19 protein-coding genes and 1 pseudogene are annotated in these 21588 nt (G+C 71.2%); 6 read left to right on the top strand and 14 right to left on the bottom strand.

Features of this window, described 5'->3' with window-relative positions; genetic code table 11:
• The first annotated feature begins 138 nt into the window (after positions 1–138).
• Entirely contained in the window at positions 139–897 is a 759-nt protein-coding gene (locus ABZ854_RS08000) for a hypothetical protein (RefSeq protein ID WP_361206013.1), read from the top strand.
• Between the two features lie 325 nt (positions 898–1222).
• On the opposite strand, the gene ABZ854_RS07995 is transcribed toward ABZ854_RS08000, so the two are convergent.
• The 9 genes from ABZ854_RS07995 to ABZ854_RS07955 form a co-directional block, all read right to left on the bottom strand.
• Positions 1223–1702: a DUF6278 family protein gene (locus tag ABZ854_RS07995; RefSeq protein ID WP_361206010.1), complete on the bottom strand. Its 480-nt coding sequence runs from the start codon at positions 1700–1702 to the stop codon at positions 1223–1225.
• A 15-nt stretch (positions 1703–1717) separates the two neighbouring features.
• Entirely contained in the window at positions 1718–2497 is a 780-nt protein-coding gene (locus ABZ854_RS07990) for an exodeoxyribonuclease III (RefSeq protein ID WP_129305777.1), read from the bottom strand.
• 68 nt (positions 2498–2565) lie between these two features.
• Positions 2566–3201, bottom strand: a complete 636-nt coding sequence (locus ABZ854_RS07985; RefSeq protein WP_361206007.1) for an MBL fold metallo-hydrolase — start codon at positions 3199–3201, stop codon at positions 2566–2568.
• A 118-nt stretch (positions 3202–3319) separates the two neighbouring features.
• Positions 3320–4615, bottom strand: coding sequence for an alpha/beta fold hydrolase (locus tag ABZ854_RS07980; RefSeq protein ID WP_361206004.1), 1296 nt, complete (start codon positions 4613–4615; stop codon positions 3320–3322).
• A gap of 32 nt (positions 4616–4647) precedes the next feature.
• On the bottom strand, positions 4648–5115 hold the full coding sequence (locus tag ABZ854_RS07975; RefSeq protein ID WP_361206001.1) for a transposase: 468 nt from the start codon (positions 5113–5115) through the stop codon (positions 4648–4650).
• Complete coding sequence (locus ABZ854_RS07970; RefSeq protein ID WP_361205998.1) at positions 5112–5399, bottom strand: hypothetical protein; 288 nt, start codon at positions 5397–5399, stop codon at positions 5112–5114. Before ABZ854_RS07970 ends, ABZ854_RS07975 begins: the two co-directional genes overlap by 4 nt.
• A gap of 236 nt (positions 5400–5635) precedes the next feature.
• Positions 5636–6787 (bottom strand): XdhC/CoxI family protein, encoded by a 1152-nt coding sequence (locus ABZ854_RS07965; RefSeq protein ID WP_361205995.1) that lies wholly within the window; start codon positions 6785–6787, stop codon positions 5636–5638.
• Positions 6788–6933: 146 nt separating this feature from the next.
• Complete coding sequence (locus tag ABZ854_RS07960) at positions 6934–9723, bottom strand: molybdopterin-dependent oxidoreductase (RefSeq protein WP_361205992.1); 2790 nt, start codon at positions 9721–9723, stop codon at positions 6934–6936.
• A complete protein-coding gene (locus ABZ854_RS07955) occupies positions 9720–10544 on the bottom strand; it encodes an FAD binding domain-containing protein (protein WP_361205989.1) in 825 nt (274 codons plus the stop codon). Before ABZ854_RS07955 ends, ABZ854_RS07960 begins: the two co-directional genes overlap by 4 nt.
• A 230-nt stretch (positions 10545–10774) precedes the next feature.
• Here ABZ854_RS07955 and ABZ854_RS07950 point away from each other — a divergent pair, with 230 nt between their 5' ends.
• Positions 10775–12292 carry a helix-turn-helix domain-containing protein gene (locus ABZ854_RS07950; protein WP_361205986.1) on the top strand — a complete coding sequence of 506 codons (1518 nt, stop codon included), beginning with the start codon at positions 10775–10777 and terminating at the stop codon, positions 12290–12292.
• A gap of 23 nt (positions 12293–12315) precedes the next feature.
• Here ABZ854_RS07950 and ABZ854_RS07945 read toward each other — a convergent pair whose 3' ends face one another.
• The 5 genes from ABZ854_RS07945 to ABZ854_RS07925 all read right to left on the bottom strand — a co-directional run bounded on the left by ABZ854_RS07945 (position 12316) and on the right by ABZ854_RS07925 (position 17661).
• Positions 12316–12714 carry a helix-turn-helix transcriptional regulator gene (locus tag ABZ854_RS07945; RefSeq protein ID WP_361205984.1) on the bottom strand — a complete coding sequence of 133 codons (399 nt, stop codon included), beginning with the start codon at positions 12712–12714 and terminating at the stop codon, positions 12316–12318.
• Between the two features lie 113 nt (positions 12715–12827).
• Complete coding sequence (locus ABZ854_RS07940; RefSeq protein WP_361205981.1) at positions 12828–14612, bottom strand: Ig-like domain-containing protein; 1785 nt, start codon at positions 14610–14612, stop codon at positions 12828–12830.
• Between the two features lie 136 nt (positions 14613–14748).
• Positions 14749–15825 carry a hypothetical protein gene (locus tag ABZ854_RS07935; protein ID WP_361205978.1) on the bottom strand — a complete coding sequence of 359 codons (1077 nt, stop codon included), beginning with the start codon at positions 15823–15825 and terminating at the stop codon, positions 14749–14751.
• A gap of 292 nt (positions 15826–16117) precedes the next feature.
• On the bottom strand, positions 16118–17173 hold the full coding sequence (locus ABZ854_RS07930; protein WP_361205975.1) for a methyltransferase domain-containing protein: 1056 nt from the start codon (positions 17171–17173) through the stop codon (positions 16118–16120).
• On the bottom strand, positions 17170–17661 hold the full coding sequence (locus ABZ854_RS07925; RefSeq protein ID WP_361205972.1) for a molybdopterin-dependent oxidoreductase: 492 nt from the start codon (positions 17659–17661) through the stop codon (positions 17170–17172). Before ABZ854_RS07925 ends, ABZ854_RS07930 begins: the two co-directional genes overlap by 4 nt.
• 139 nt (positions 17662–17800) lie before the next feature.
• On the opposite strand from ABZ854_RS07925, the pseudogene ABZ854_RS07920 reads away from it, so the two are divergent.
• The 4 genes and pseudogenes from ABZ854_RS07920 to ABZ854_RS07905 all read left to right on the top strand — a co-directional run bounded on the left by ABZ854_RS07920 (position 17801) and on the right by ABZ854_RS07905 (position 21575).
• A pseudogene (locus ABZ854_RS07920) lies at positions 17801–18186 on the top strand (TOBE domain-containing protein).
• A gap of 37 nt (positions 18187–18223) precedes the next feature.
• Positions 18224–19045 carry a molybdate ABC transporter substrate-binding protein gene (gene modA / locus ABZ854_RS07915; RefSeq protein WP_361205969.1) on the top strand — a complete coding sequence of 274 codons (822 nt, stop codon included), beginning with the start codon at positions 18224–18226 and terminating at the stop codon, positions 19043–19045.
• 217 nt (positions 19046–19262) lie between these two features.
• Positions 19263–19967, top strand: coding sequence for a M24 family metallopeptidase (locus tag ABZ854_RS07910; protein WP_361205966.1), 705 nt, complete (start codon positions 19263–19265; stop codon positions 19965–19967).
• Positions 19968–20351: 384 nt separating this feature from the next.
• The gene (locus ABZ854_RS07905; RefSeq protein ID WP_361205963.1) at positions 20352–21575 is read left to right on the top strand and encodes an ATP-grasp domain-containing protein; all 1224 of its coding nucleotides are present in this window, start codon (positions 20352–20354) and stop codon (positions 21573–21575) included.
• Positions 21576–21588 lie beyond the last annotated feature (13 nt).

Here is a 21588-nt window from a genome sequence, read left to right as displayed (position 1 = left end):
CCTCCCGTCGGTGACCGTCCGCGCAGCGTAACGGGATCGCCGCAGCCCCGACAGGGTGCCTCGGCCGCCCGCCGCACGAATGCCGCACATCGAACACCGGTACGTAGGTTGTCTCGTGGGCCGCTAGCATGCGCGGCCATGAACGACGACGTGCGCAACATCGTCCTCGGTGTGATCGCGGCCGGCATCAGCGCGGCGCTGGGCTGGATCGCCCGAACGTATCTGTGGCGGCGCAGGCTCCGCCGCAGGCAGGCCTTCCTCGGGCTGCCGGAGAACTCGGAGTCGCTGCTCGTCGTCAACCGCGACCCGGCCACGGCGGAACCGGCGGTGCACCGCTTCGACGTGTTCGCGCTGCTGGAACTCGCCGCCCTCGTCAAGGACTGCGGCGCGAACGTCCAGGTGGTCACCCAGGACACGGTCCGGCAGGGGCTCGGCGAGCGCACCGAGTTCTGCGTCGGCGGACCGGCGTCGAACCGGCGGATGCTCGCGCACATGGCCGCCATGCTGCCCGGCGTGCGGGTGAACACGGACTCCGAACCCGGTCCGGACCGGGGCGCGTTCCAGATCGGCGGCGAGCGCTACCGCATGGATCCGGGCGTGACCGAGTACGTGCTGCTGGCCCGGCTCACCGCGGGCACCCGGCGCGACACCCGGCCGGTGTTCCTCTTCTGCGGCCAGCGGGCCATCACCAACCAGGCGGCCACCCGCTACCTCGCGCGCGAGCACGAGCGGCTGAGCCGCAAGTACGGCGGCAACTCCTTCGTCCTGCTGCTGAAGGTGGTCAACTCGCAGGCGTACGGCGCCGACGTGGTCGAACTGGTCGCGGACGTCACCCGGGCCGCGCAGGCACCGCTACCGGAGGCGGAGGCCGCACGCACCTCGCACCGGGCGACCTGAGCGGCGTTCCTTTGTCTGTGCGGGACGAGCACAACTCGTCCGGCGCGCAGCTGACCTTCCCCTCGCCTTCGGACGACCCGTCGTACCTGTTCGTCCCGCTGCGCGAGCAGTGATCTCCGGCTGCCGCCGGACGAGCCTGGCCCGTGTCACCTGCCACCCCCCTGCGGTTCCGGCGCCGCCCGGGTACTCCCCGACGGCACACACGAGCGAGGCATGCGTGAAGGGCAAAGCGTAGTCGAGGTTCGGCGCGATGGGGTTCGGCGGCGGCGGGCAACTGCGCACGACCGCCCGGAAAGCGGCAGCGACGGCGACCCGGCCGGGCCGTTCAGTCCTCGGCGACCTCGGCGTACAGCTGCGAGAGTTCGGGGACACCGCTCGCCGCCCAGTCCCGGCCGGGGCCGACGACCTCGACCTCGCGCCCCGAGGCAAGGCGGACGACGGGTTCGCCGTCGGGCCGGATCTCCCAGACGGCGCCGGGGACGGTGCGCACGACGACCGTGCCCAGGTACAGCCCGGCGTCGTTGCCCAGCCAGGGCAGTACTTCCGCGTCGTCGCGCCAGCGCGGGACCATCTGGTCCAGGGCCTCCAGGGAGGCCGGCGTGTCGTCGAGCCGGACGCCCGCCCCGGCCGCCTGGGAGCGGAGCAACTCGCATTCGGACAGCAGCGCGGCGATCGACTCGGGGTCGGCGGGGAGCACCGGGCCACCGCTTCGGCCGGGACCGCTCTCGTCGTGATCGCTCTTGTCGTTACCGCTCTTGTCGTTACCGCTCTTGTCGTGTCTGAGGCCCAGGAACGGAATGTTCATGGCCCCAGCCTGGCATCACACGTCGAGGTCGACCACTACCGGCGCGTGGTCGGACGCGCCCTTGCCCTTTCGTTCCTCGCGGTCGACGTAGGCGTCCTTGACGGCCTGGGCGAACGGCTCGTTGCCGTACACCAGGTCGATGCGCATGCCGCGGTTCTTCGGGAAGCACAGCTGGCGGTAGTCCCAGTACGTGAAGGGGTGCTCGTACTTCAGCGGGCGCGGGACGACGTCCGCGAGGCCCGCCTCGCGCAGGGAGGCGAGGGCGGCGCGCTCGGCGGGCGTGACGTGGGTGGAGCCCTCGAACGCGGCCCGGTCGTAGACGTCGTCGTCCGTCGGTGCCACGTTGTAGTCGCCGAGCACGGCGAAGGGCCGGCCGCCGGCCGCGTCGCCCGCGACGGCGGCCTTCAGCGCCTCGAACCACTGGAGCTTGTAGGCGTAGTGCGGGTGCTCGACCTCACGGCCGTTGGGCACGTACACCGACCAGACGCGGACCGGGCCGCAGGTCGCCGAGAGGGCGCGCGGCTCGGTCACGCCGTCGTAGCCCGGGTCGCCGGGCAGGCCCTTGACCACGTCCGTCAGCCCGACGCGGGAGAGCACCGCCACCCCGTTCCACCGGCCGGTCGCGTGCACCGCCGCCTCGTAGCCCAGCTCGCGCAGCTGCTCGAACGGGAACTGCTCCTCGGCGATCTTGGCCTCCTGGAGGCAGAGCACGTCGGTGCCGCTGCTCTCCAGCCAGGCGAGGAGCCGCGGGAGGCGGGCGGTGATCGAGTTCACGTTCCAGGTCGCGATGCGCATGCGTTCCAACCTACCCGGAGGGTGTGACAACCGGTCCCGCCCGCGGCCCGCCCCGGCCGCCGGGGCCCTCAGAGGTCGGCGGAGGCGCCGGGGGCCAGCCGCTGGTGGTCCGCGCCGCCCAGGGCGCCGATCTGGCGGTCGTAGATGGGGCGGGCGAGGTCGGTGAGCAGGGCGTCGTGCACGTCGTACGCGCGCTGCGGCCGGACCTCGCGGACGTAGTCGATGACCTCGGAGATCTTGTTCCAGGGGGCCATCACGGGGAGCATCAGGGTCCGCACCGGGCGGCCGGGGACGGTGAGGGCGTCGCCGGGGTGGAAGACCGTGCCGTCGTCGATCAGGTAGCCGACGTTCGTCACGCGCGGGATGTCCGGGTGGATCACGGCGTGCAGCTCGCCGTGGACCTGGACGTCGAAGCCGGCCGCGGTGAAGGCGTCACCGTGGCCGACGGTGTGGACCCGGCCGGGGAAGGCCGCCGTGAGCTGTCCGGCGACCGACTCCAGGGTCCAGAGCTCGGCCGCGGGCCGCGCCTCCAGGGCGGCCCGCAGCCGGCCTTCGTCGAAGTGGTCCGGGTGCTCGTGCGTGACGAGGATCGCGTCCGCGCCGGCGGCCGCGTCCTCCTCGCTGAACATGCCGGGGTCGATGACGAGGGTCCGGCCGTCCTTCTCCAGACGGACGCATGCGTGGGACTTCTTCGTGAGCCTCATGGTCGTCCATCCTGCCCCGCCCGGTGCCCGGAACGGGCCACCCAGCCTGGTGCTCCCGCCACCGGTCTGACGATCACCCGCACGGAGGCGGCAGCCGCACGCCTCGCCTCCCAGCGCTTCACTCCCCCGGGTTCGTCTCCTCCCGGATGACCTGCTGGGCCACCGTGAACGCGCGGCTGACCGCCGGGAGCCCGCAGTACACGGCGGCCTGGAGGAGCACCTCCTTGATCTCCTCCGGCGTGAGCCCGTTCCGCAACGCCGCGCGCGTGTGGGCGGCCAGCTCCTCCGCATGCCCGCCGGCGACGAGCGCGGTGAGCGCGACACAGCTGCGGGTACGGCGGTCCAGACCCGGCCGGTCCCAGATCTCGCCCCAGGCGTAGCGGGTGACGAACTCCTGGAAGTCGCCGGAGAACTCGTCGGCCCGCTCCAGCGCCCCGTCGACGTGGGCGTCGCCGAGGACCTCGCGGCGGATCTTCAGCCCGGTCTCGTACCGGTCGGAGGCCGCGGGGGGCTGGGGCTCCGCCGCGGCGGGCGCTATCTCGGCGATCGGCGCGGCCTGCGGCGGCGCGGCCAGGACCGGATTCACCGGGGTGGCCGGGAGCATCGTCTGACCGGTCTCCAGGGGCTGCTGCCAGGCGGTGGAGAAGTGCCGCACGAGCAGGTCGGTGACGGCGGCGGGCTGCTCGACCGGCACCAGGTGCGAGGCCCCGGGCACGACGGCGAGCCGGGCGTCCGGGATGCCGGCGACCAGGGTGCGGGCCTCGGCGGGGCCGGTGACACGGTCGTCGGAGCCGACCAGGACGAGGGTCGGTACGCCGACCCGGCCCAGCTCCTGCCGTACGTCGAACCCGGCCAGCGCCTCGCACGCGGCGATGTAGCAGCCGGGGTCGGTGGTGCGGACCATCTGCACGGCCCACTCGGTGATGGCGGGCTGCGCGGCGGCGAACCCGCCGGTGAACCAGCGGTCGGGAGAGGTCCGGGCGATCGGGTCCAGCCCGTTGGTCCGGACGACCACGCCGCGCTGGCGGAACTCGTCGGCCGTGCCGAACCGGGGCGAGGCGGCGACCAGGGCGAGGGAGGCGAGCCGCTCCGGGTGCCTGAGCGCCAGCTGGATGCCCACGGCACCGCCCAGCGCACAGCCGGCGTACCCGAACCGCTGCACGCCGAGCGCGTCCAGGGTGGCCAGCAGCTGCGCCGTCAACTCGGCGACGGACCCGGCCGGCCGCGCGGGTGCGCCGCCGTGCCCGGGCAGATCGAACCGGAAGACCCGCCACTGCCTCGTCAGCTCCGGGATCTGACGGTCCCACATGTGCCATGTGGTACCCAGTGAGGGACCCAGGATCAGGACCGGAGCGTCTTCTGGCCCGTCGAAGCGGTATTGCAGGGTGTTCGGGTTCGGGGGTGTCTCACTCACGCATACGACCCTCTCACGTCTCACGGACGCCCCTATAACAGGGGGACGCTGGATGCCGTCCTGACCAGGTTGAAGACCTCTCGGGCGGCATATCGCTCGAGGCATCGGATGATCTCGCGTCGGGTCTTGCCCTCCTGGGTGCGTGGTTCGTAGTACGCCTGGGTGCGCGAGTCGTGGCGCAGCCGGGTGAACACGGTGCGGTGCAGGACGGCGTTCGCCTGACGGTCGCCGCCGTAGTTGAGCCGGCGCGTGCTCCGACGGCCCGACGAATACTCGACGGGACTTACTCCGCAAAGGGCAGCAAAGGATGCCTCAGTGTTCAGCCGCTCTGGGTTGTCTCCCGTGGTGATCAGCAAGGTAACTGCGCTGTCCGGGCCGATGCCCACCGGTACGAGCAGCTGTGGGGCGTGGTGTTCGACGAGCTGGGTCAGGCGTCGGTTCGGCTCATTGATCTGCCCGGTGAGCTGTTCGATGCGCTGGGCGAGCATTCTCATGCTCATGTGGGTGGCCTGAGCTGGTTGATCGCCTGGGTGCGGGCCTTGACCGCGGAGTCCTTGGCGAGCTTGAAGATCCGGGCGCTGTGCACCGGACCGTCGCCGGACTTGGCCCGGGCCCGGGCGCGGCCACTGAGCACGGCCCGCGCTGCGGCCTGAGCGTCGAGCGGGTCCGACTTCCCCAGCAGACGGCGGGCCGACCGGTCGGGCCGGTTCACTTCGAACACCTGGATCTGCTGAGTCAGCAGGTAACGGGACAGGCCCTGTGGCTCGGTACCAGCAGTCGCCATCCCGCAACGGCAGTCGACAAGCCCGTGACTGGACACGTCGGTCATAGATCTGATGAGTCAGACCCCCGCCCGGGACGACACTGCGCAACCGTCCCATCGATCCCGGCACACCGGCACGAACCGACCACAGCCGCACGGCTTCATCCGAACCGGCGCTCAACCTGGCCGAGCGGGCTGACAACGAGTCAACTCTCCGTCTACTCGCGACCGGCACCCCGGGTTCGGTGGCGAACCTGCTAAGCGGCCTCGCCGATCCTTCGCGCGGCGACCCCCGCCCCGTCGTGGTGGATCGGTGTGTGGGCTCCTCGCAGCGACACACCGGAGCCGCCGCGCCGGACGGCCACGATCTCGGCCGTGATCGACAGCGCCGTCTCCTCCGGGGTCCGCGCGCCCAGATCGAGTCCGATGGGCGAGCGGAGGCGGGCCAGTTCGAGTTCGGTGACGCCGATCTGGCGGAGCCGTTCGTTGCGTTCCAGGTGGGTGCGGCGTGAACCCATGGCGCCGACGTACGCCACGGGCAGCTTCAGGGCCCTCTCCAGCAGGGGTACGTCGAACTTGGCGTCGTGGGTGAGGACGCAGAGCACCGCTCGTGAGTCGAGTTGCGTCGCCTCCAGGTAGCGGTGCGGCCAGGCCACGACGATCTCGTCCGCCTCGGGGAAGCGTTCCCTCGTCGCGAAGACGGGGCGGGCGTCGCACACCGTTACGTGGTAGCCGAGGAATTTCCCGGCCCTGACGAGCGCCGACGCGAAGTCGATCGCTCCGAAGACGATCAGGCGGGGGGCGGGAACGCTGGACTCGACGAGGAGCGTCACCGGCTGCCCGCAGCGCGAGCCGTCCTCGCCGATGACGACGCGACCGGTCCGACCGGCGTCCAACATGGCGTGGGCCTCGTCGGCGGCCACCCGGTCCAGGTCGGGGTGGCCGCCGAGAGCACCCTCGTACCGGCCGTCCGGGCGTACGAGGAGGGCGCGGCCGAGCAGTTCGGACGGCCCGTCGGTGACTCGGACCAGTGCCGCCGCCGACCCCTGTGCGGCGGCGGCACAGGCCGCGGCGAGCACCGCGCGGGTGGGCGAGCCGGCCAGGACCGGCGTGACGAGTATGTCGATGACGCCGCCGCAGGTCAGGCCGACGGCGAAGGCGTCCTCGTCGCTGTAGCCGAAGCTCTCCAGGGTGCTCTGGCCGTCGGCCAGGGCCTGCTGGCACAGTTCGTAGACCGCGCCCTCCACACATCCGCCGGAGACCGACCCGATGGCCTTGCCGTCGTTGTCGACGGCAAGGGCCGCGCCGGGTTGCCGGGGCGAGCTGCCGTTCGTGGCCACGACCGTGGCGACGGCGAACTCACGTCCCTGCCGGGCCCACCGGTCGAGGTCTTGGGCGATGTCCAGCATGGCGGTCTCCTTCGCTGGGGAATTCAGGGAATCAGGGGTGAGAGGAGGGAAAACGGAAGCGTGCGGCCGACCCATGAGGTGCAGTTGCTCCACGTCGAGCCGGCCCCCGATCGGGTGCGGGACGAATCACGTGATGCAGGTTGCGGTCAGAGTGCGGGCTCGCCCTGCTGTGCCTGCTGGTGCATCGCCAGCCAGACGCGGTCGCGGGTCACGGGCATCTCGGTGAAGCGGAGGCCCGTGGCGTCGTACAAGGCGTTGGCGAAGGCGGGGGCCACCGGGTTGAAGGGGCTCTCACTCATCGACTTGGCTCCGAGCGGGCCGGTCGAGTCGGAGGTCTCCATGAAGTGGACCTCGGTGCGCGGCATGTCGGCATACTGCGGGAGGCGGTACTGGCGGAAGGACGGCGTCGTCACCCTGCCGCGCTCGTCGAGCCGTACGGTCTCGAAGAGTGTCGCGCCCAGAGCCTGGGCGACGCCTCCTTCGACCTGGCCCCGGCACTGCAAGGGGTTCATGACCTTTCCCGCGTCGGCGGCGTGCACACTGCGCAGGATCCTCATCTCGCCCGTCTGCGGGTCGACCGCGATGCGGAAATACTGCGCGTTGAAGGCCACGGAGCGCGGGCTGCCGCCCCAGTAGCCGTCCGCGGTGAGCTCGGCCTGCGCTCCCTGCGCGTGTGCTGCCTCGTACAGCTCCTTCAGTGTGACCGAGCGGCCCGCGCAGTCGATCGCCTCCGCGCCGAGCTTGCACAGGTGGCGGGGCACCGCGGTGTACCGGGCCGCGCAGGTCTTCAGGCGTCCGGCCAGAGAGTCGGCGGCGAGCATCACCGCCTTGCCTGCCACGACGGTGCCGGCGGAGCCGAAGGCGCCGGTGTCGTGGCGTACGACGTCGGTGTCGGACTGGCGGATGGTGATCCGGTCCATGGTGGTGTTCAGGGCGCCCGCGGTGATCTGCTTGTGGACGGTGGTGGTGCCGTTGCCGAACTCGGCGGTTCCGACGGCGATGTCGTACGTGCCGTCGGCGAGAAGGGTGACGGTGGCGTCCGCGTAGTGTCCGTTCGGCGGGGCGGTGGCGATCATCGCCATGGCGGCACCCTGACCGGTGAGCCAGCCCTCCGGCACCTCTTCGGCGCTGTGGTCCTCCGCCATGGCGCCGCGGACGATGCTCAGGCACTGGTCGAGGCCGTAGGAGGCGATGTAGAGGTCCTCGTCGTGCCCGATCGGTGTGACCAGGTGGTCGCCGGGGCCGATGATGTTCTTCTCCCGGAAGGCCAGGGGGTCCATGCCCAGGCGTCGGGCCACCTCGTCCACGGCGGACTCGACGGCGAAGGTGACCTGACCGAGTCCGTAGCCGCGGAAGGCTCCTGAGGGGACGGTGTTGGTGTAGACGGCGTAGGCGTCGACCTTCTTGTGCGGCGCGCGGTAGACGGCGAAGGACTCGCCGACGCTGTGGAACATGACACCGGGGCCGTGGTTCCCGTACGCACCGGTGTTGCTGACCACCCGCATCTGGATGGCCGTGAGCGTGCCGTCGGCGCGGGCGCCGAGCTTGATCCGGATGGTGAACGGGTGTCGGGTGGTGGCGCCGTAGAACTGCTCGGCGCGGGTGTATTCGAGCTTGACCGGGCGGTGCAGCTTGAGTGCGGCCAGGACGGCTATGTCCTCGGTCAGCATCTCCTGCTTGCCGCCGAAGCCGCCGCCCACCCGGCCCGCGACCACCCGGACGTCGTCCTCGGCGAGGTCGTAGAGGGCGCACAGCGCGCGGCGGGTCAGGAACGGGGTCTGGGTGCTGGAGCGCACGGTCAGCCGCTCCCCGCTGCCGTCCTCCTTCGGCTCGAAGTAGGCGACGCAGCCGTGGGTTTCGAGGCTGGCGTGCTGCACGCGCTGGGTCTGGAAGGTCTCCTCGTAGACGACCGCTGCGTCGGCGAATCCGTCGTCCACGGAGCCGATCTCGCCGTGCACCTCACCGGCCACGTTGTTCTCGACGCGGGCGATCCGCTCCTGCGGGCCCTTGCCTGCGTGGATGACGGGTGCGCCGGGGCGCATGGCTTCCTCGGGATCGATGACGTAAGGGAGTTGCCCGTACGTCACCTCGATGCGCCGGCAGCCCTCCTCGGCGGCCTGCTCGCTGTCCGCGACGACGGCGGCCACGCGCTGGCCGACGTAGCGGACGACGTCGTCCAGCACGCGGGTGTCGTCGGGGTCCTCGGTGGGGTGCTCGTGCCGGGCGCTGGAGTAGAGCGTGGCGGGGGCGTCCTCGTGGGTGAGGACGGCGTGCACTCCGGGGACGCGCAGGGCGTCGGCAGTGTCGATGGCGAGGATGCGGGCGTGCGGGTGCGGGGAGCGCAGCAGCTTCATGTGCAGCAGCCCGGGCACCTCGACGTCGAAGGTGTAGCGGGCGGTGCCCGTCACGACCTGGGGTCCGGCCGGGGCGCCGAGGTTCTTGCCGACTGCCTTGCCCGCGCAGGGCCGTTCGGTGTGCTTGACGCCGCGGACGGCGTCCTCGATGGCGCGGTAGCCCGTGCAGCGGCAGAGGTTTCCCTTGAAGGCCCGCGGCAGGTCGTCGAGCTTGCCGTCGTCGTGGGCGCAGCCCTTCTCCTGTTCGAGGGCGGCCGTGGTCACCAGAAAGCCCGCGGTGCAGAACCCGCACTGAAATCCCTGCGCGTCGAGGAACTTCTGCTGTACGGGATGGAGTTCACCGTCCGGTGCCGCCAGCCCCTCCACGGTGGTGACCGACCGGCCCTTCGCGCGTACGGCCGGATAGAGACAGCTGTGCACCGGCTCGCCGTCGACGTGCACGGTGCAGGCCCCGCAGTCGCCGGCGTCACAGCCCTTCTTCACGCCGAACCAACCGCGTTCGCGCAGATAGGTGCGCAGACACTGCCCGGCACGGGGCTCCTTCTCGAAGGGCCGGCCGTTGACCCGCATGCTGAAGCTCATCGCGCACCGTCCAGGAGGAGTTCGTGACGGACCTGCTCGGCGAGGTGGAAGGCCATGTGCCGCCGCCACTCGGGCAGCCCGTGGATGTCGTCGAACCAGTCACCGTCGCCCACGGCCGAGGCGATCGCCCTGCGGAGCGCGGCCCGGCCGGGCGGCAGGGCGAACCAGAGACGGAACGGCCGGGTGGTGGCGGCCGTGATCGTCACGGTCAGCGATCCGTCCACCGGATCCAGCGTCCCGATGACAAGAGCGCCGGAACGCCCGAGGCCGTAGAGCGACACCTGCATGAAGGCCGTACGGCAGCGCAGCGAGCGGGCGGGAATCGTGACCGATCGCAGCAGTTCGCCCTCGGCCAGATCCTTGCGCCCGGCTCCGGTGACGAAGTCGGCCACCTTCACCTGACGAAGCGAGCCGTCCTGGGCCTGGAGCAGGCACGCGCCGTCGAGCGCCGCGGTGAGGGAGATCATCGGTCCTGCGGGCAGGCCGTTGCAGAGGTTGCCGCCCACGGTTGCCATGTTCCAGATCTTGAACGAGGCGAGGAAGGCCCGGCAGCACTGCTCGATGAGCGGCGCGGCCGCCGCGTCGAGCGTCCGACCGAACCGGGACAGTTGCGCGATCGTGCATGTGGCCGCGATCTCCAGCGAGCCGTCGGGGAGGGGCTGGAGCGGCTCCCAGCCCATCCGGCTCAGATCGACCAGCCGGCGCAGATGCGGCTGCGGTTCGGAGAAGAGGTACGTGCCGCCGCCGAGCCAGGCGTCACCCTGTCGCCAGGGCTCGTGACGGCTCGCGTCACGCACGTCGAGCACCGTGTTCAGATCCATGTCCCCGCCTCCGTCGGCCCCTGCTTGCCTCCTCAGTGAAGCTGCGCCCGGGACCGAAAACGACTGGTCCGCCACACGGAAAACCTCCAGCCGGACCGGCCATGTCCTGGTGGATCAACCAAGAGGTATTTCGCCCGTTCAGCCTCGCATTTACGATGTCCAGACCCATGTCTGCCTGGTGGGTGTGAGAAATGTGATGACCACCGGCGGCCGCACAAGGAGTAAGCAACATGCGCGTCGGAGATCTCCTCCAGATCGAGGCACTCGACCTCACCCATCTCTGGGGTGGCGAGAATCTGCTCGCCCAGGTGGTCAGCGGGGTGACCGCGACCGACCTGGAGGACCCGGCACGGTTCGTCCAGCCCGGCGAGATCGTGCTCAGTGGCCTGGTCTGGTGGAACGAGACGGACAGCCGGGTCAGGGCCGAGCGGTTCGTCTCAGCGCTGGCACAGGCCGGTGCCACGGCACTGCTCGCGGGCGAGGAGACCCACGGCGGCGTTCCCGCCGACATCGTCGACGCGTGTCGCGTACACGGCATCGCGCTCCTGGCGGTGTCGGCTCACACCAACTTCCGGGCCATCACCGAAGCCGTGTACCGGCGCCAGTGGGGCGAGCTGAGCCGCCGCCCGTCCGACCACTTCGCTCTGCCCGAAAACGTGCGCAACGACCTCGGCCGCCTCGTCGATCAAAACACCGGCGCCGACGAACTCCTGGCTCGTGCGCTCGCTCCCTTCGGTGCACCGCCGTGCTACGTGCTCACCAGCACCGGACGCACGATCGCCCGCACCGCTTCGGCTCCCCCGCTGTCAGCTGCGTGGGCGGTGGAGAGCCTGCGCAGACTCACCGGGGAGACGCTGCGTGTCCCGGCGGAGACGACCCCGTACGACGCCTGGTATCTCCATATGCCCCAGGGAGGCCAAGCGCCTCCGCGAGCGCTGCACGAGATAGCCGAGGTGATCGGACAGCACCGACACCATCACGACCGCACGTACGTGGTCCGGCGACGGGCCGGACAGGAGCTGATCGCCCTCGTCGACCTGGGCGACGCCGCGGCAACAGCGCTGGCGAACGCCCTCGAGTCCTGCGGACAGCTCGCCGAGGGACCCTGGCGGGTCGTGGCAACGACCACCGGCACGCGGCTCACGGGCGGTGGGGCCAAGCAAGCACTCAGGGAGGCGCTTCAGCACCTCCCCGCCACGGTCTTCGCCGTCGGCACGACGACGGATGCCGAGGCCGCCGCTGTCGTGCGCGCCAGGCCGGACGACACCCTCTGCCTCGACGAGCCGTGGTCCCTGCTCAACAGCTGCCGCCCGGAGACCCCCCTGTACGCCGGGGTCAGCGGCCTCGTCGCGGAGCCCACCGCACTCCATTCCGCTCTCATCCAGTCCCGCTACGCCCTCGCAGCCGCGCGGCACAGTTCCCCGGCGACCGGCCGCGTGGCCGGGATCGAGGATCTCGCCTCCCTGGAGTCACTCCTGGCGGGCGTCCCCACGGATGTGCGAAGAGCCTTCGGCCGCACGGCCCTCGGCCCGCTCGCCGACAGCGAGAGCGCCTCGCACCAGACTCTTCTGGAGACCTTGAAGGTCTTCCTCGCCCACAACTGCTCCTGGGTCCGCACCGCCAAGGCCCTGCACCTGCACATCAACACGGTCCACTACCGCATCGAACGCGTGCAGGCACTCACCGGGCGGGACCTCTCCCGCCTCGACCACAAACTCGACCTGCACGCCGCGCTCCTGTGCCGGTGAGCCATCAGTAGGCGGCCCTCGGCTCAAGGAGTGTCGATGTGCACGTTGGTGGACTTCACGCGCGCCGTGACGGTGACACCGACCTCGATGCCGAGTTCCTCGACGGACTCCCGGGTCACGAATGAGACGATGCGGTGCGGTCCCGACTGGACCTCGACCTGAGCGGAGACGTCGTCGAGCGTCACGCGGGTCACGATCCCCGCGAAGGCGTTGCGTACGGAGGTGACCGGGGAGCCCTCCGGCAACGGATGCGTCCCCGCTGCCCGTTCCTTCGCGAACGCGGTAAGGCTCGCTCCGTCGATCGCCCGGTTCCCCGGTCCTTGCCGGTCCATGCGCAGCCGACCGGAGTCGGCCCACCTCCGGACGGTCTCCGAACTCACGCCCAGCAGCCTCGCGGCCTGCCCAATGCTGTACGACGGCACAACGCGAACTCTAGGTCAGGCTACGACGCCGGCACCCGCACGGTCTTCCGTCACGGGCGGGCAAGTGCAGCCCTGTCCGGGGGGATCGGCCGGACAGGGCTGCGAGGCTCAGGTCACCTGCACTGGCCGGTGTGCGGCCCGTTGACGGTGTTGCCCGACTGCTGCAGGGTGGGTGAGTTGCCCGCGCAGCGCAGCGGCGCGCCGACCTGGTTGCCCTCGAACGCCGGGACGAGGTTTTCGGGCAGCAGGCCGCTGCCACTGTTGTCGTTGATCCTCACCGGCGCCGACATCGTGTTGGACGAAACCTCGAGGCCGCCAATGTTGCCGTCGAGGGTCAGCGGGGCCTTGAAGGCGCTGCCCGCGCAGTCCGTCTGCTCACCGTCGCCCAGCAGCACCAAGCCGCTGGTGCCCACGAGGGTCACCGGCCCGTGGAGGGTCGAGTGGCAGATCGTGACGGCGAGGGCGCCGTCCGAGGCCAAGGGGCCGTTGATCTGTGCACCCGAAACTGCCAGCGCTCCGCCGGGCCGCACGTGCACAGGGCCGTTCTGCGTGGCGCCGGGGGCGATGCACAGCGACTGGTCGGCGGCCACGGTCAGCGGGCCGTCGTGGTCCCTGATGCAGGGCTGGGTGAAGCCGATGGTGAGGTCGGTGGGCGCGGCCGTGGCGCCGGCCGTGAAGGTGGGGTCGCCGCCGTAGGTGGCGGTGATCCTGTGTGTCCCGGGCTGGAACTTGCCGGTCGTGAAGGTCGCCCTTCCGTCATCGAGCGGCACGGTCGCCAAGGCGGTCGTCCCGTCCGAGAAGGTGACCGACCCGGTCGGGGTGTCCGCGCCCGGGTCGGCCGAGGCCACGGTGGCCGTCACGCTGACGGCGTGGCCGAACAGCGGGGCGGCGGTGTCTGTGCTGAGCGTGACCGACGCCCCGTACCGGAACGTGACGATCGCCTTGCCGTTGCCGTGGTTGACGCCCTGGAGGAGCGAGACGTCGGTCGCCGACGGATCCGCGTAGCTGCTGCCGCCGCCACCGCCCGCACCGGGGAAGTAGCCGGGGTTGCCGCCGCCGGAGCCACCGCCACCGCCGTGCCAGCCGCCACCGCCGCCGCCACCGCCGGGACCGCCCGCGCCGCCGTTGCCACCGGTGCCGCCGCTGCCGGGATCGGGCTCGCTGGTGATGGGGTCCAGGTCGATGCCCGGGGTGCCGGGACCGCCGTACAAGGTGTTGGGGTTGCCGTGACCGGGCGCGGTCTGGGTGGCGCCGCCACCGGCCAGGCCGGAGCCCAGCGGGCCGTTGCTCTGGCGTCCGTCCTGGCCGACGAGACCGCCGCCGGCGCCGCCTTGCAGCATGGGGCCGCCGTTGCCCGCGCCACCGCCTCCGCCGGCCACCAGGACACGGTCGGAGCCGCCGAAGGCGCCGACCCGCACGTCCGAACCGCCGCCGCCCGAACCGCCGCCGCCGTGCGCGCCGCCACCGCCACGCCCGTGGCCGGTGCCACCGGGACGAGCGAACTCACCGTGCCGGGACGAACCGGGAGTGCCGGCCGCGCCGACGGTGAACTCGAGGGTCTGACCTGGGGTCGCCGGCAGGATGGCGCGGGTCTCGCCACCGAGACCGCCGGGCGCGCCGGAGATCGCCGGGTGCGGGTCGATGTATCCCGCCGCGCTGCCGCCCTCGCCGCCGAACAGGTCGACGTGAACCGCGCTCACGCCGTCCGGGACGGTGAAGGTGTCGGTGCCCACCAAGTCGTAGGTGCACGTGGGCTGCGGGGAGATGGTGAAGACGCCGCTGGTGCCGCAGGGCCCGGCCCCGCTCGCCGCGGCGGCGGTGGCCGCGGTGAGGGGCACGAAGGCGGCGGCGACGAGGCCGGTGGTGCCGGCCACCGCCATCACCCTGGATCTGAACATGGTCCGACGGGAGGTCGGGTTGCTGTCTCTCGGGGGTGTTGACACTGTTTCTCCGGCCCTGTGGGCAGCTGGGAGGGGCGAACGGGTGCTCCGCAGGCGGGCCCCGCCCGCCTGCGGAGCGGGCTCAACCGGCGCGTCAGACGCCGTCGTCGGCACAGAGCGCCCAGACGTCCGAGAAGGTGTTGGCGGAACCGGCACCGCCGGTGTGGGTGGAGGCGGTCCAGTAAGCGGCCGACGTCGTCCCGTCGTTGACCGGGTTGCCGCTGTTGTCGCTGGGGAAGCTGCCGTTGAGGTGGTCGCCGCCCGAGCCCGGCGCGCTGAAGTCGGTCGTCGTGACGCCGCCCCCGCTGATGGCCGCGCCGCCGCTGACCAGGTTGCCGTCGGTGCCGCATCCCACGGTCACGCTCTGGCCCGTGGTGGCCGAGGTCGGGCCGCTCACCTCGCTGTGGTGGACCTTCACGGTGACGCCGCTGACGTTGATGCCGCTGCCGCTGCAGATCGCGTACGCGTACGTGGTGTTGGTGGTGCCGCCACCGCCGCCGTTGAAGCCTTCCGCCGTCCAGGAGTCGGGGTTGGTCTCTCCGTCGGCCGCGGCCTTCAGGCCGTAGTCGTGGGCGGAGTTGTGGAAGGTGGGGAAGCTCCCGATCGGCTTGAGGCTGCCGACGTCGGCCGGAGTGGTGCGAGCGCCGCCACCGAGCAGCACGGTGTTGGCCGGACAGGTCGCCGTGACCGCGAGTGGGGACGCCGCGCTGGTCGGCCCGGCGGCCTTGTTCATGACGACCTGGGTGTGGCTGATCAGGTTGCTGGTGAAGCACACCGCGTACGGGGTGGAGGAGAACGAGCTGTTCACCGCGCCGCCGCTGCCGCCTATGCCGAGCCAGTGGGTGTTGTCGGTGCCGACGACACCGGCGGTGCCGGTGTACTCGGTGGAGCCGTCGGAGCTGGGCCCGGTGCCGTTCACGTGATTGCCGTTGGACGACGTACCGGTACCGATGGCCTGGTCGATGCCACCCCCGGAGACCAGACCGCTGCTGCAGTCCGCGTGGGTGGATATCTCGGAGAAGGTGCTGGCGGGGCCGACCGTGGCGCCGGGGGTCTTCACGGTCACGCTCACGGTGTTGGCGTACGCGGCCCCGGGCACAGCCAGGACCAGCAGGGCGCCCATCACCATCCCCTTGCCGGCCACCAGGCGCGACACGAGTGTGGTCTTCATCGGAACCTTCCTCTCTGATTGCAGCGCTGCGCACACGGCGGGTCCAGCGCGGGGGAATGCCGTGCAGGAGAAGAGCCGACCGCTTCGGGGAGAGCGGCAGGCACGGGTCCGGAGGCGGCTGAGAGGCCACGACGGCGGGAAACGGGACCCGTACGGGCCGGCACTCAACGCGGCTCGCAGATGCGGACAGTAACAGTCCGACAGGTCTGCATCTACGGGCGAATTGCACATGATGGGTTGGCAGATGCTACATGTGACGACCATTCGGCCTCGAGCCTGCGATCCCTCGCCTCTACGGGGTCAGGGCGGGGCAGGCTACAGCTGGGTGCACCGCGCCGGCCGGCAACGGCAGTCGGCAGGCGTCGGCCAGCAGCAGACGTGCGAGGCGGGCGCGGCCTTCTCGCACGGTGGCCGTCAGCATCGCCTGAGTGAGGTCCGCGCCGAGCACGACGCCTTGGTCACCCACCGAGGTATGCAGCGCCGGCAGCGCCCGGCCGCTGCCGCAGCCCACGTCCAGCGCGCATTGTCCCGGGCGCAGTCCCATGCGGGCCACCGCCGCCGCGTACATGGGGTTGTCCGCGGCGATGCGCTCCTCCCAGGCGGTCGCCCGCGGCGTGAAGAAGGTGCGGGTCGCCGTGCGAGCCGAGCGCTCGACGACGAGGGCGGCGAAGCGGGCGAACACGCGGTCGCGGTGCGGTGCCTGCTCGGCCGGCTCCGTCGGGGCTGATTCGACGAGGCCGGGTGCTGTTGCCGCGTCGTCCGGGAACTCTGCGGCCAAGGCGTCGACGGCTGACTTGTCCGCCTCCAGGTGGAACCGCGGGCCCCACGCCGAGCCTCCGATCCGGAACGCCTGGACCGGGCCGCCATCGCTGGTGGCCAGCAGGATGGCTCCGGGCGGCAGTTCCATGGTGTCAGTGTGCCGGTGCAGGACGCGGAGCCGTTCGGGTGTGTCGGCGAAGAGCGGGTCGGTGTGCGCGGCCCGGGAGGTCCGGACCTCGCCCCAGCCGATCGGAGCGTCGTCGCCGACGTGGACTGTTCCGCCCGCCGCGGAGGCGAGTAGTTGCGCGCCCAGGCGCACCCCGAGCAGCGGTACCTCGGCCTCCAGTGCCGCTCGCAGCAGCGCCAGCTCCGCCGTGCGGCCGGGGAAGTCGTCGTACGCCGCCATCGGCCCGCCCATCGCCACCAGGGCGACCACGTCGGCGAGCGTGTCCGGTACGTCGTCTCCCGCCCACGGCCGGCACACCCGCACCGGTAGTCCGGCGGTCTCCAGCGCCGTGGCGACGGCGTACGGGCCCTCCGGCGCGGTGAGCTCCAGGACGAGGACGTGCGCGGCCTGTGCCGTGCTCACCAGGTTCCGTTCTTCGCGGGGTAGCCGCCGTCCACCCGTATCGCGTCGATGCCGCTGATGTGACGTGCCCCGCAGCGGTCCTGGGGCAGCACCAGCTGTGGGCCGACTCGGTCGAGCGGGGTGCCGTCGAGGGTGACCCCGAGCAGGACAGGAGCGCAACCGAAGTCCGGGTCGATCTCCGCCCAGGACAGCACCGCATGGTGGCCGTCCGCGCCTCTTACGGCGATCAGGAAACGCAGTCGGTCCTTGCGGCGGGCAGGGTCGAAGGCCGGGCCGGCGTCCGTGAGGACATCGTGCAGGAGCGGTCCGGTGAAGCGGTGGTGCTGGATGCCGCTGGTGGCGCATTCGAACGCGACGTCGGCCCGGTGCTGGGGCCAGGCGAGAAGATCGGACACCGTCAACCGGGCCGGACGGGCCAGATCACCGGTGAGGACGACTTCCGCCATCTGCCCAGTGGCCGTACCGACAGCTGTGAGGGACTCACTCACGGGTTACCACCTCCCGCAGGACCGTACCCGGACGCCCGACATGTACAAACGCATATGCCATGCCTTTGGGTGCAGCATCCAGCTCGTGCGAAGGAACAGGAGACTTTTCCCTCGCATCTGCGGCAGTATGCTCAAGCGCATGCACAGCTACCGGATCGGGGACGCGGCCGCCTTACTCGACGGCAGCACCGAGACCGTGAGGCGCCTGGTCGACGGCGGGAAACTGACCGCCGGACGCGACGAACCGGGCCGCCGGACCATCCCCGGGCCGGCCCTCGCGGCCTGCGCCGGGAACTGCACCGGGCGGCGCGGGAGTCCACCGGCTCCTCGGCCCGCAATCGGTTCTCCGGCATCGTCACCGACGTGATCCTCGGCGACGTGTCGGCCCAGGTGGAGATCCAGGCCGGACCGTTCCGGGTGGTTGCCATGGTCAGCCGCGAGTCGGCTGAAGAGTTGCGGCTGGAGCCCGGTGCTCCGGCAGTTGCCGTGATCAAGTCGACCAACGTGGTCGGCGAGAGACCGTAGACGAGTCCGTTCAGGACCCTGAGGGAGTAGACCCGTGATGACCCGTTCCGCGCGCCGGACCCGCCACATGCTCAAGGTGACCGGCGTAGGCGCTGCCGCCCTGCTGGCCTTGAGCGCCTGCTCCTCCTCCTCGGACTCTTCGCCCTCGAAGGCCGACACGTCGGCGTCCTCGTCGCCGAAGCTGTCCGGCACGGTGACGGTCTTCGCAGCCGCCTCACTCAAGGAAAGCTTCACGACCCTGGGCAAGGAGTTCGAGCAGGCCCACCCGGGCACCAAGGTCGCCTTCAACTTCGGCGGCAGCGACACCCTCGCCGCGAGCATCACCGGTGGCGCCCCGGCGGACGTCTTCGCCTCCGCCAGCCCCAAGACGATGAAGATCGTGACGGACAAGGGCGACGCGGCCGGCACCCCGGCCACCTTCGTACGCAACCAGCTGGAGATCGCCACCCTGCCGGGCAACCCTGCCAAGATCTCCTCCCTGAAGGACCTCGACAAGCCCGGTCTGAAGGTCGTTCTCTGCGACAAGAGCGTGCCCTGCGGCGCCGCCGCCCAGAAGGCCCTGGCCGCCAGTAACCTCAAGCTCACCCCGGTCTCCTACGAGCAGGACGTCAAGAGCGCCCTGAACAAGGTGGAACTGAAGGAGGCCGACGCCGCGGTCGTCTACAAGACCGACGTGCACGCCGCGGGCGACAAGGTGCAGGGCGTGGAGTTCCCCGAGTCCGCCAAGGCGATCAACGCCTACCCGATCGCCCTGCTCAAGAACGCCCCCGACGCCCCGGCCGCCAAGGCGTTCATCGCGCTCGTGCGGTCCCCCGAGGGCCAGAAGGTCCTGAGCCAGGCCGGATTCCTCAAGCCCTGACCCCGCTCCGCAGGCTTGGTGCCGCGGCCGACACCCACACGGACGGGCCGCGGCGTCACCGCGGCCGGGCGCCCCGCTCGCGTCGACCGCACCTGGGCCCTCAACACCTTGCACCGGTCGAGCCGGAGTTCCGGCAAGCGGCGAGGCCACGTGTGCACACCCGGTTGCGCCGCCCGCAAGCGGACCGCCGGAAAGAAGGAAGAAGAGGGACGGCACGATGGCAGGACCCGACTGGATGGACGAGCGACTGCGAGCTCTGGGGCTGGTGGAGGTGCAGCACATGGCTCAAGCCCTGTTCGCCGACGTCATGGCCCGCAACGTCATCGCACCGGGCAACAGTGAACGCGAGACCGGCTACTGGATAGGCGACCTGGCACGGCAGGCGTTCGGCGCGGCCGCACGACGGACCAAGCCGGTCGTCCGCTCCGGCCCCCACACACTGCTCCCGCACGAACAAGAGGCGCCGGACCGCGTCATCGGCGAGGACGACATCGTCATCGCCGACCTCCGCCCCGTACTCGCCGGATACCAGACGCAGTTTGCCCGCACACTCGCGTTCGGCGACGACCCGCGCAAGCGCGCTCTCGTCGATGCCCTGCCGAAGTTGTTCGCCGCCGGCCGCGAGGCGTTCTACGCGAACTCCGGTATCACCGGCAGGCAACTGCACACCGAGGTTCAGGCCGGCACCACCAAAGCGGGCTGGACGCCCGGCGGATGGCATGTCGGCCGCCTGGTCGGAGCAACCTCGGACGCCCCTACCCATACGCGGCGGGTAAGTTCATTTCTCTGCTCGGACCACGACCAACCTCTCCGCCGCACCGTGGAAGGAGGGTGGCAGGCCCACTGGATGCTGGAGATCCACCTGGTGGACGAACACCGGGGTTTCGGCGGTTCCCACAAGGGGCTCCTGGACCTCGCATGACGCCCCTCACAGTCTGCCGGACGTCACGACAGGTGGTTTCGTTCTCGCTATCGATCACACACGCCTCGCAGCGAGAGCGCACCACGAACTCGGCGCCACCGGGCTGTGTTCAGCGGACCTGGGCGTGGCTGCAGCCGCATGCTCACAGACGGCCTCCGGTCACTTCAGGGAGACGAACAGGCGCTGACCGGGCGCCCGTTCGGGAAAATGTGCGGCTCCAGCCCACTGTCACTGATGTTCTTGCGGTGATCCATTGACCCGGACCGAGGCGCCCGGATAGAAAGATCACGATCAGGACCGCGATCACACGTCCGGTCCGTCCAGCTCTGCCGGGGGATTTTCGTTTTGCCGTACACAGATGCACTTCGTCCTGCCCGCGTCCTCGTGGTCGAACCCGCCTCTTCCGGGGGCGCCACCCTGATCGGCGTCGCGGCCGAGATGGGACTGCGGGTCGTCGTCGCCACCGCCGACTCCGGCGACCGCCGGCTCTCCGACGCCGTGCGCGCGGCGGCCCACTCGGTGCTGACGGTGGAGACCAACGACCAGGCCGCTCTCGAAGCGGCCGTGCTCGCAGCGCACCGGGCCGAACCGTTCGAGGCGGTGCTGCCGGGCTCCGACATCTATGTGACGGCGACCGCGCGCGTCGCCGCGGCGCTGGATCTGCCCGGCCTGCCCCTGGCGACCGTCGACCGGGTCCGGGACAAGAGCGTCATGCGGGCCGCGGTGGCGGAGGCCGGGCTGCGCACCCCGCGCTTCGCCCAGGCGACCGACGACGCCGAACTGCGCGCCGCGGCCGAGCTGGTCGGCTTCCCCTGCGTGCTGAAGCCGGTCGCCTGCTCCGGCAGCATCCACGTCAGCCGCGCCGACGATTTCGACGGGCTCTCCGCCGCGTTCCGGCGGCTCGTGACCGACCCGGAGCCCGACATGGGCAAGCTGCACGAGCACCGGGTGCTCGTCGAGGAGTACGTCCAGGGGCCGGAGTTCAGCGCCGACGGCTACGTCCTGGAGAGCGGCGAGGTCACCGTCGTCGCCCTGAGCCGCACACTGCTCGGCCCCGAGCCCGACTTCGTGGAGCTGGGCCACCTCACCCCGGCGCTCGTCGACGACGCCACCCTGAAGGGCGTCGAGGCGTACGTCGGCGACGTCGTCCGTGCCGTCGGCATCACCAGCGGCCCCTTCCACTGCGAACTGCGCCTGGCCGCCGACGGTCCGGTGCTCATCGAGATCGGCGCCCGGCTTCCGGGCGACCGGATCGTGGAGCTGCTGCGGCTCGTGACCGGCGTCAGCCTGCCCCGGGTGGCCGTCGCCATCGCGCTCGGCGTCGGGCTGGAGGCGGCCGGGGCCTTCGCGCGGCCGCAGGCCGGGAGCGCCGGCATCCGCTTCTTCTCCGCCGGGGGCCGCTCCTCCTACCGTGAGCTCACCGGGTGGCCGGAGCTGGAGGCTCTGCCGGAAGTCAGCGAGACCGCCGTGTACTTCGCGCCGGGCGAGACTATCCCGGGCGTGGAGGACTGCCGTTCGCGCCTCGGTCACGCCCTGTTCACGGCCGACTCGCCGCAGGGCGCCCTCGACCGGTGGCAGGCGCTCGGCGACCTCGTCGTCCCGGCCTGACCCCCGGCGGATC

Origin of the sequence: Streptomyces sp. NPDC047028 (genome assembly GCF_040644095.1) — a bacterium.
Classification (GTDB): Bacteria; Actinomycetota; Actinomycetes; order Streptomycetales; family Streptomycetaceae; genus Streptomyces.
Note: the sequence above shows the minus strand (reverse complement) of the source record. Positions and strands in the feature narration are given on the sequence as shown.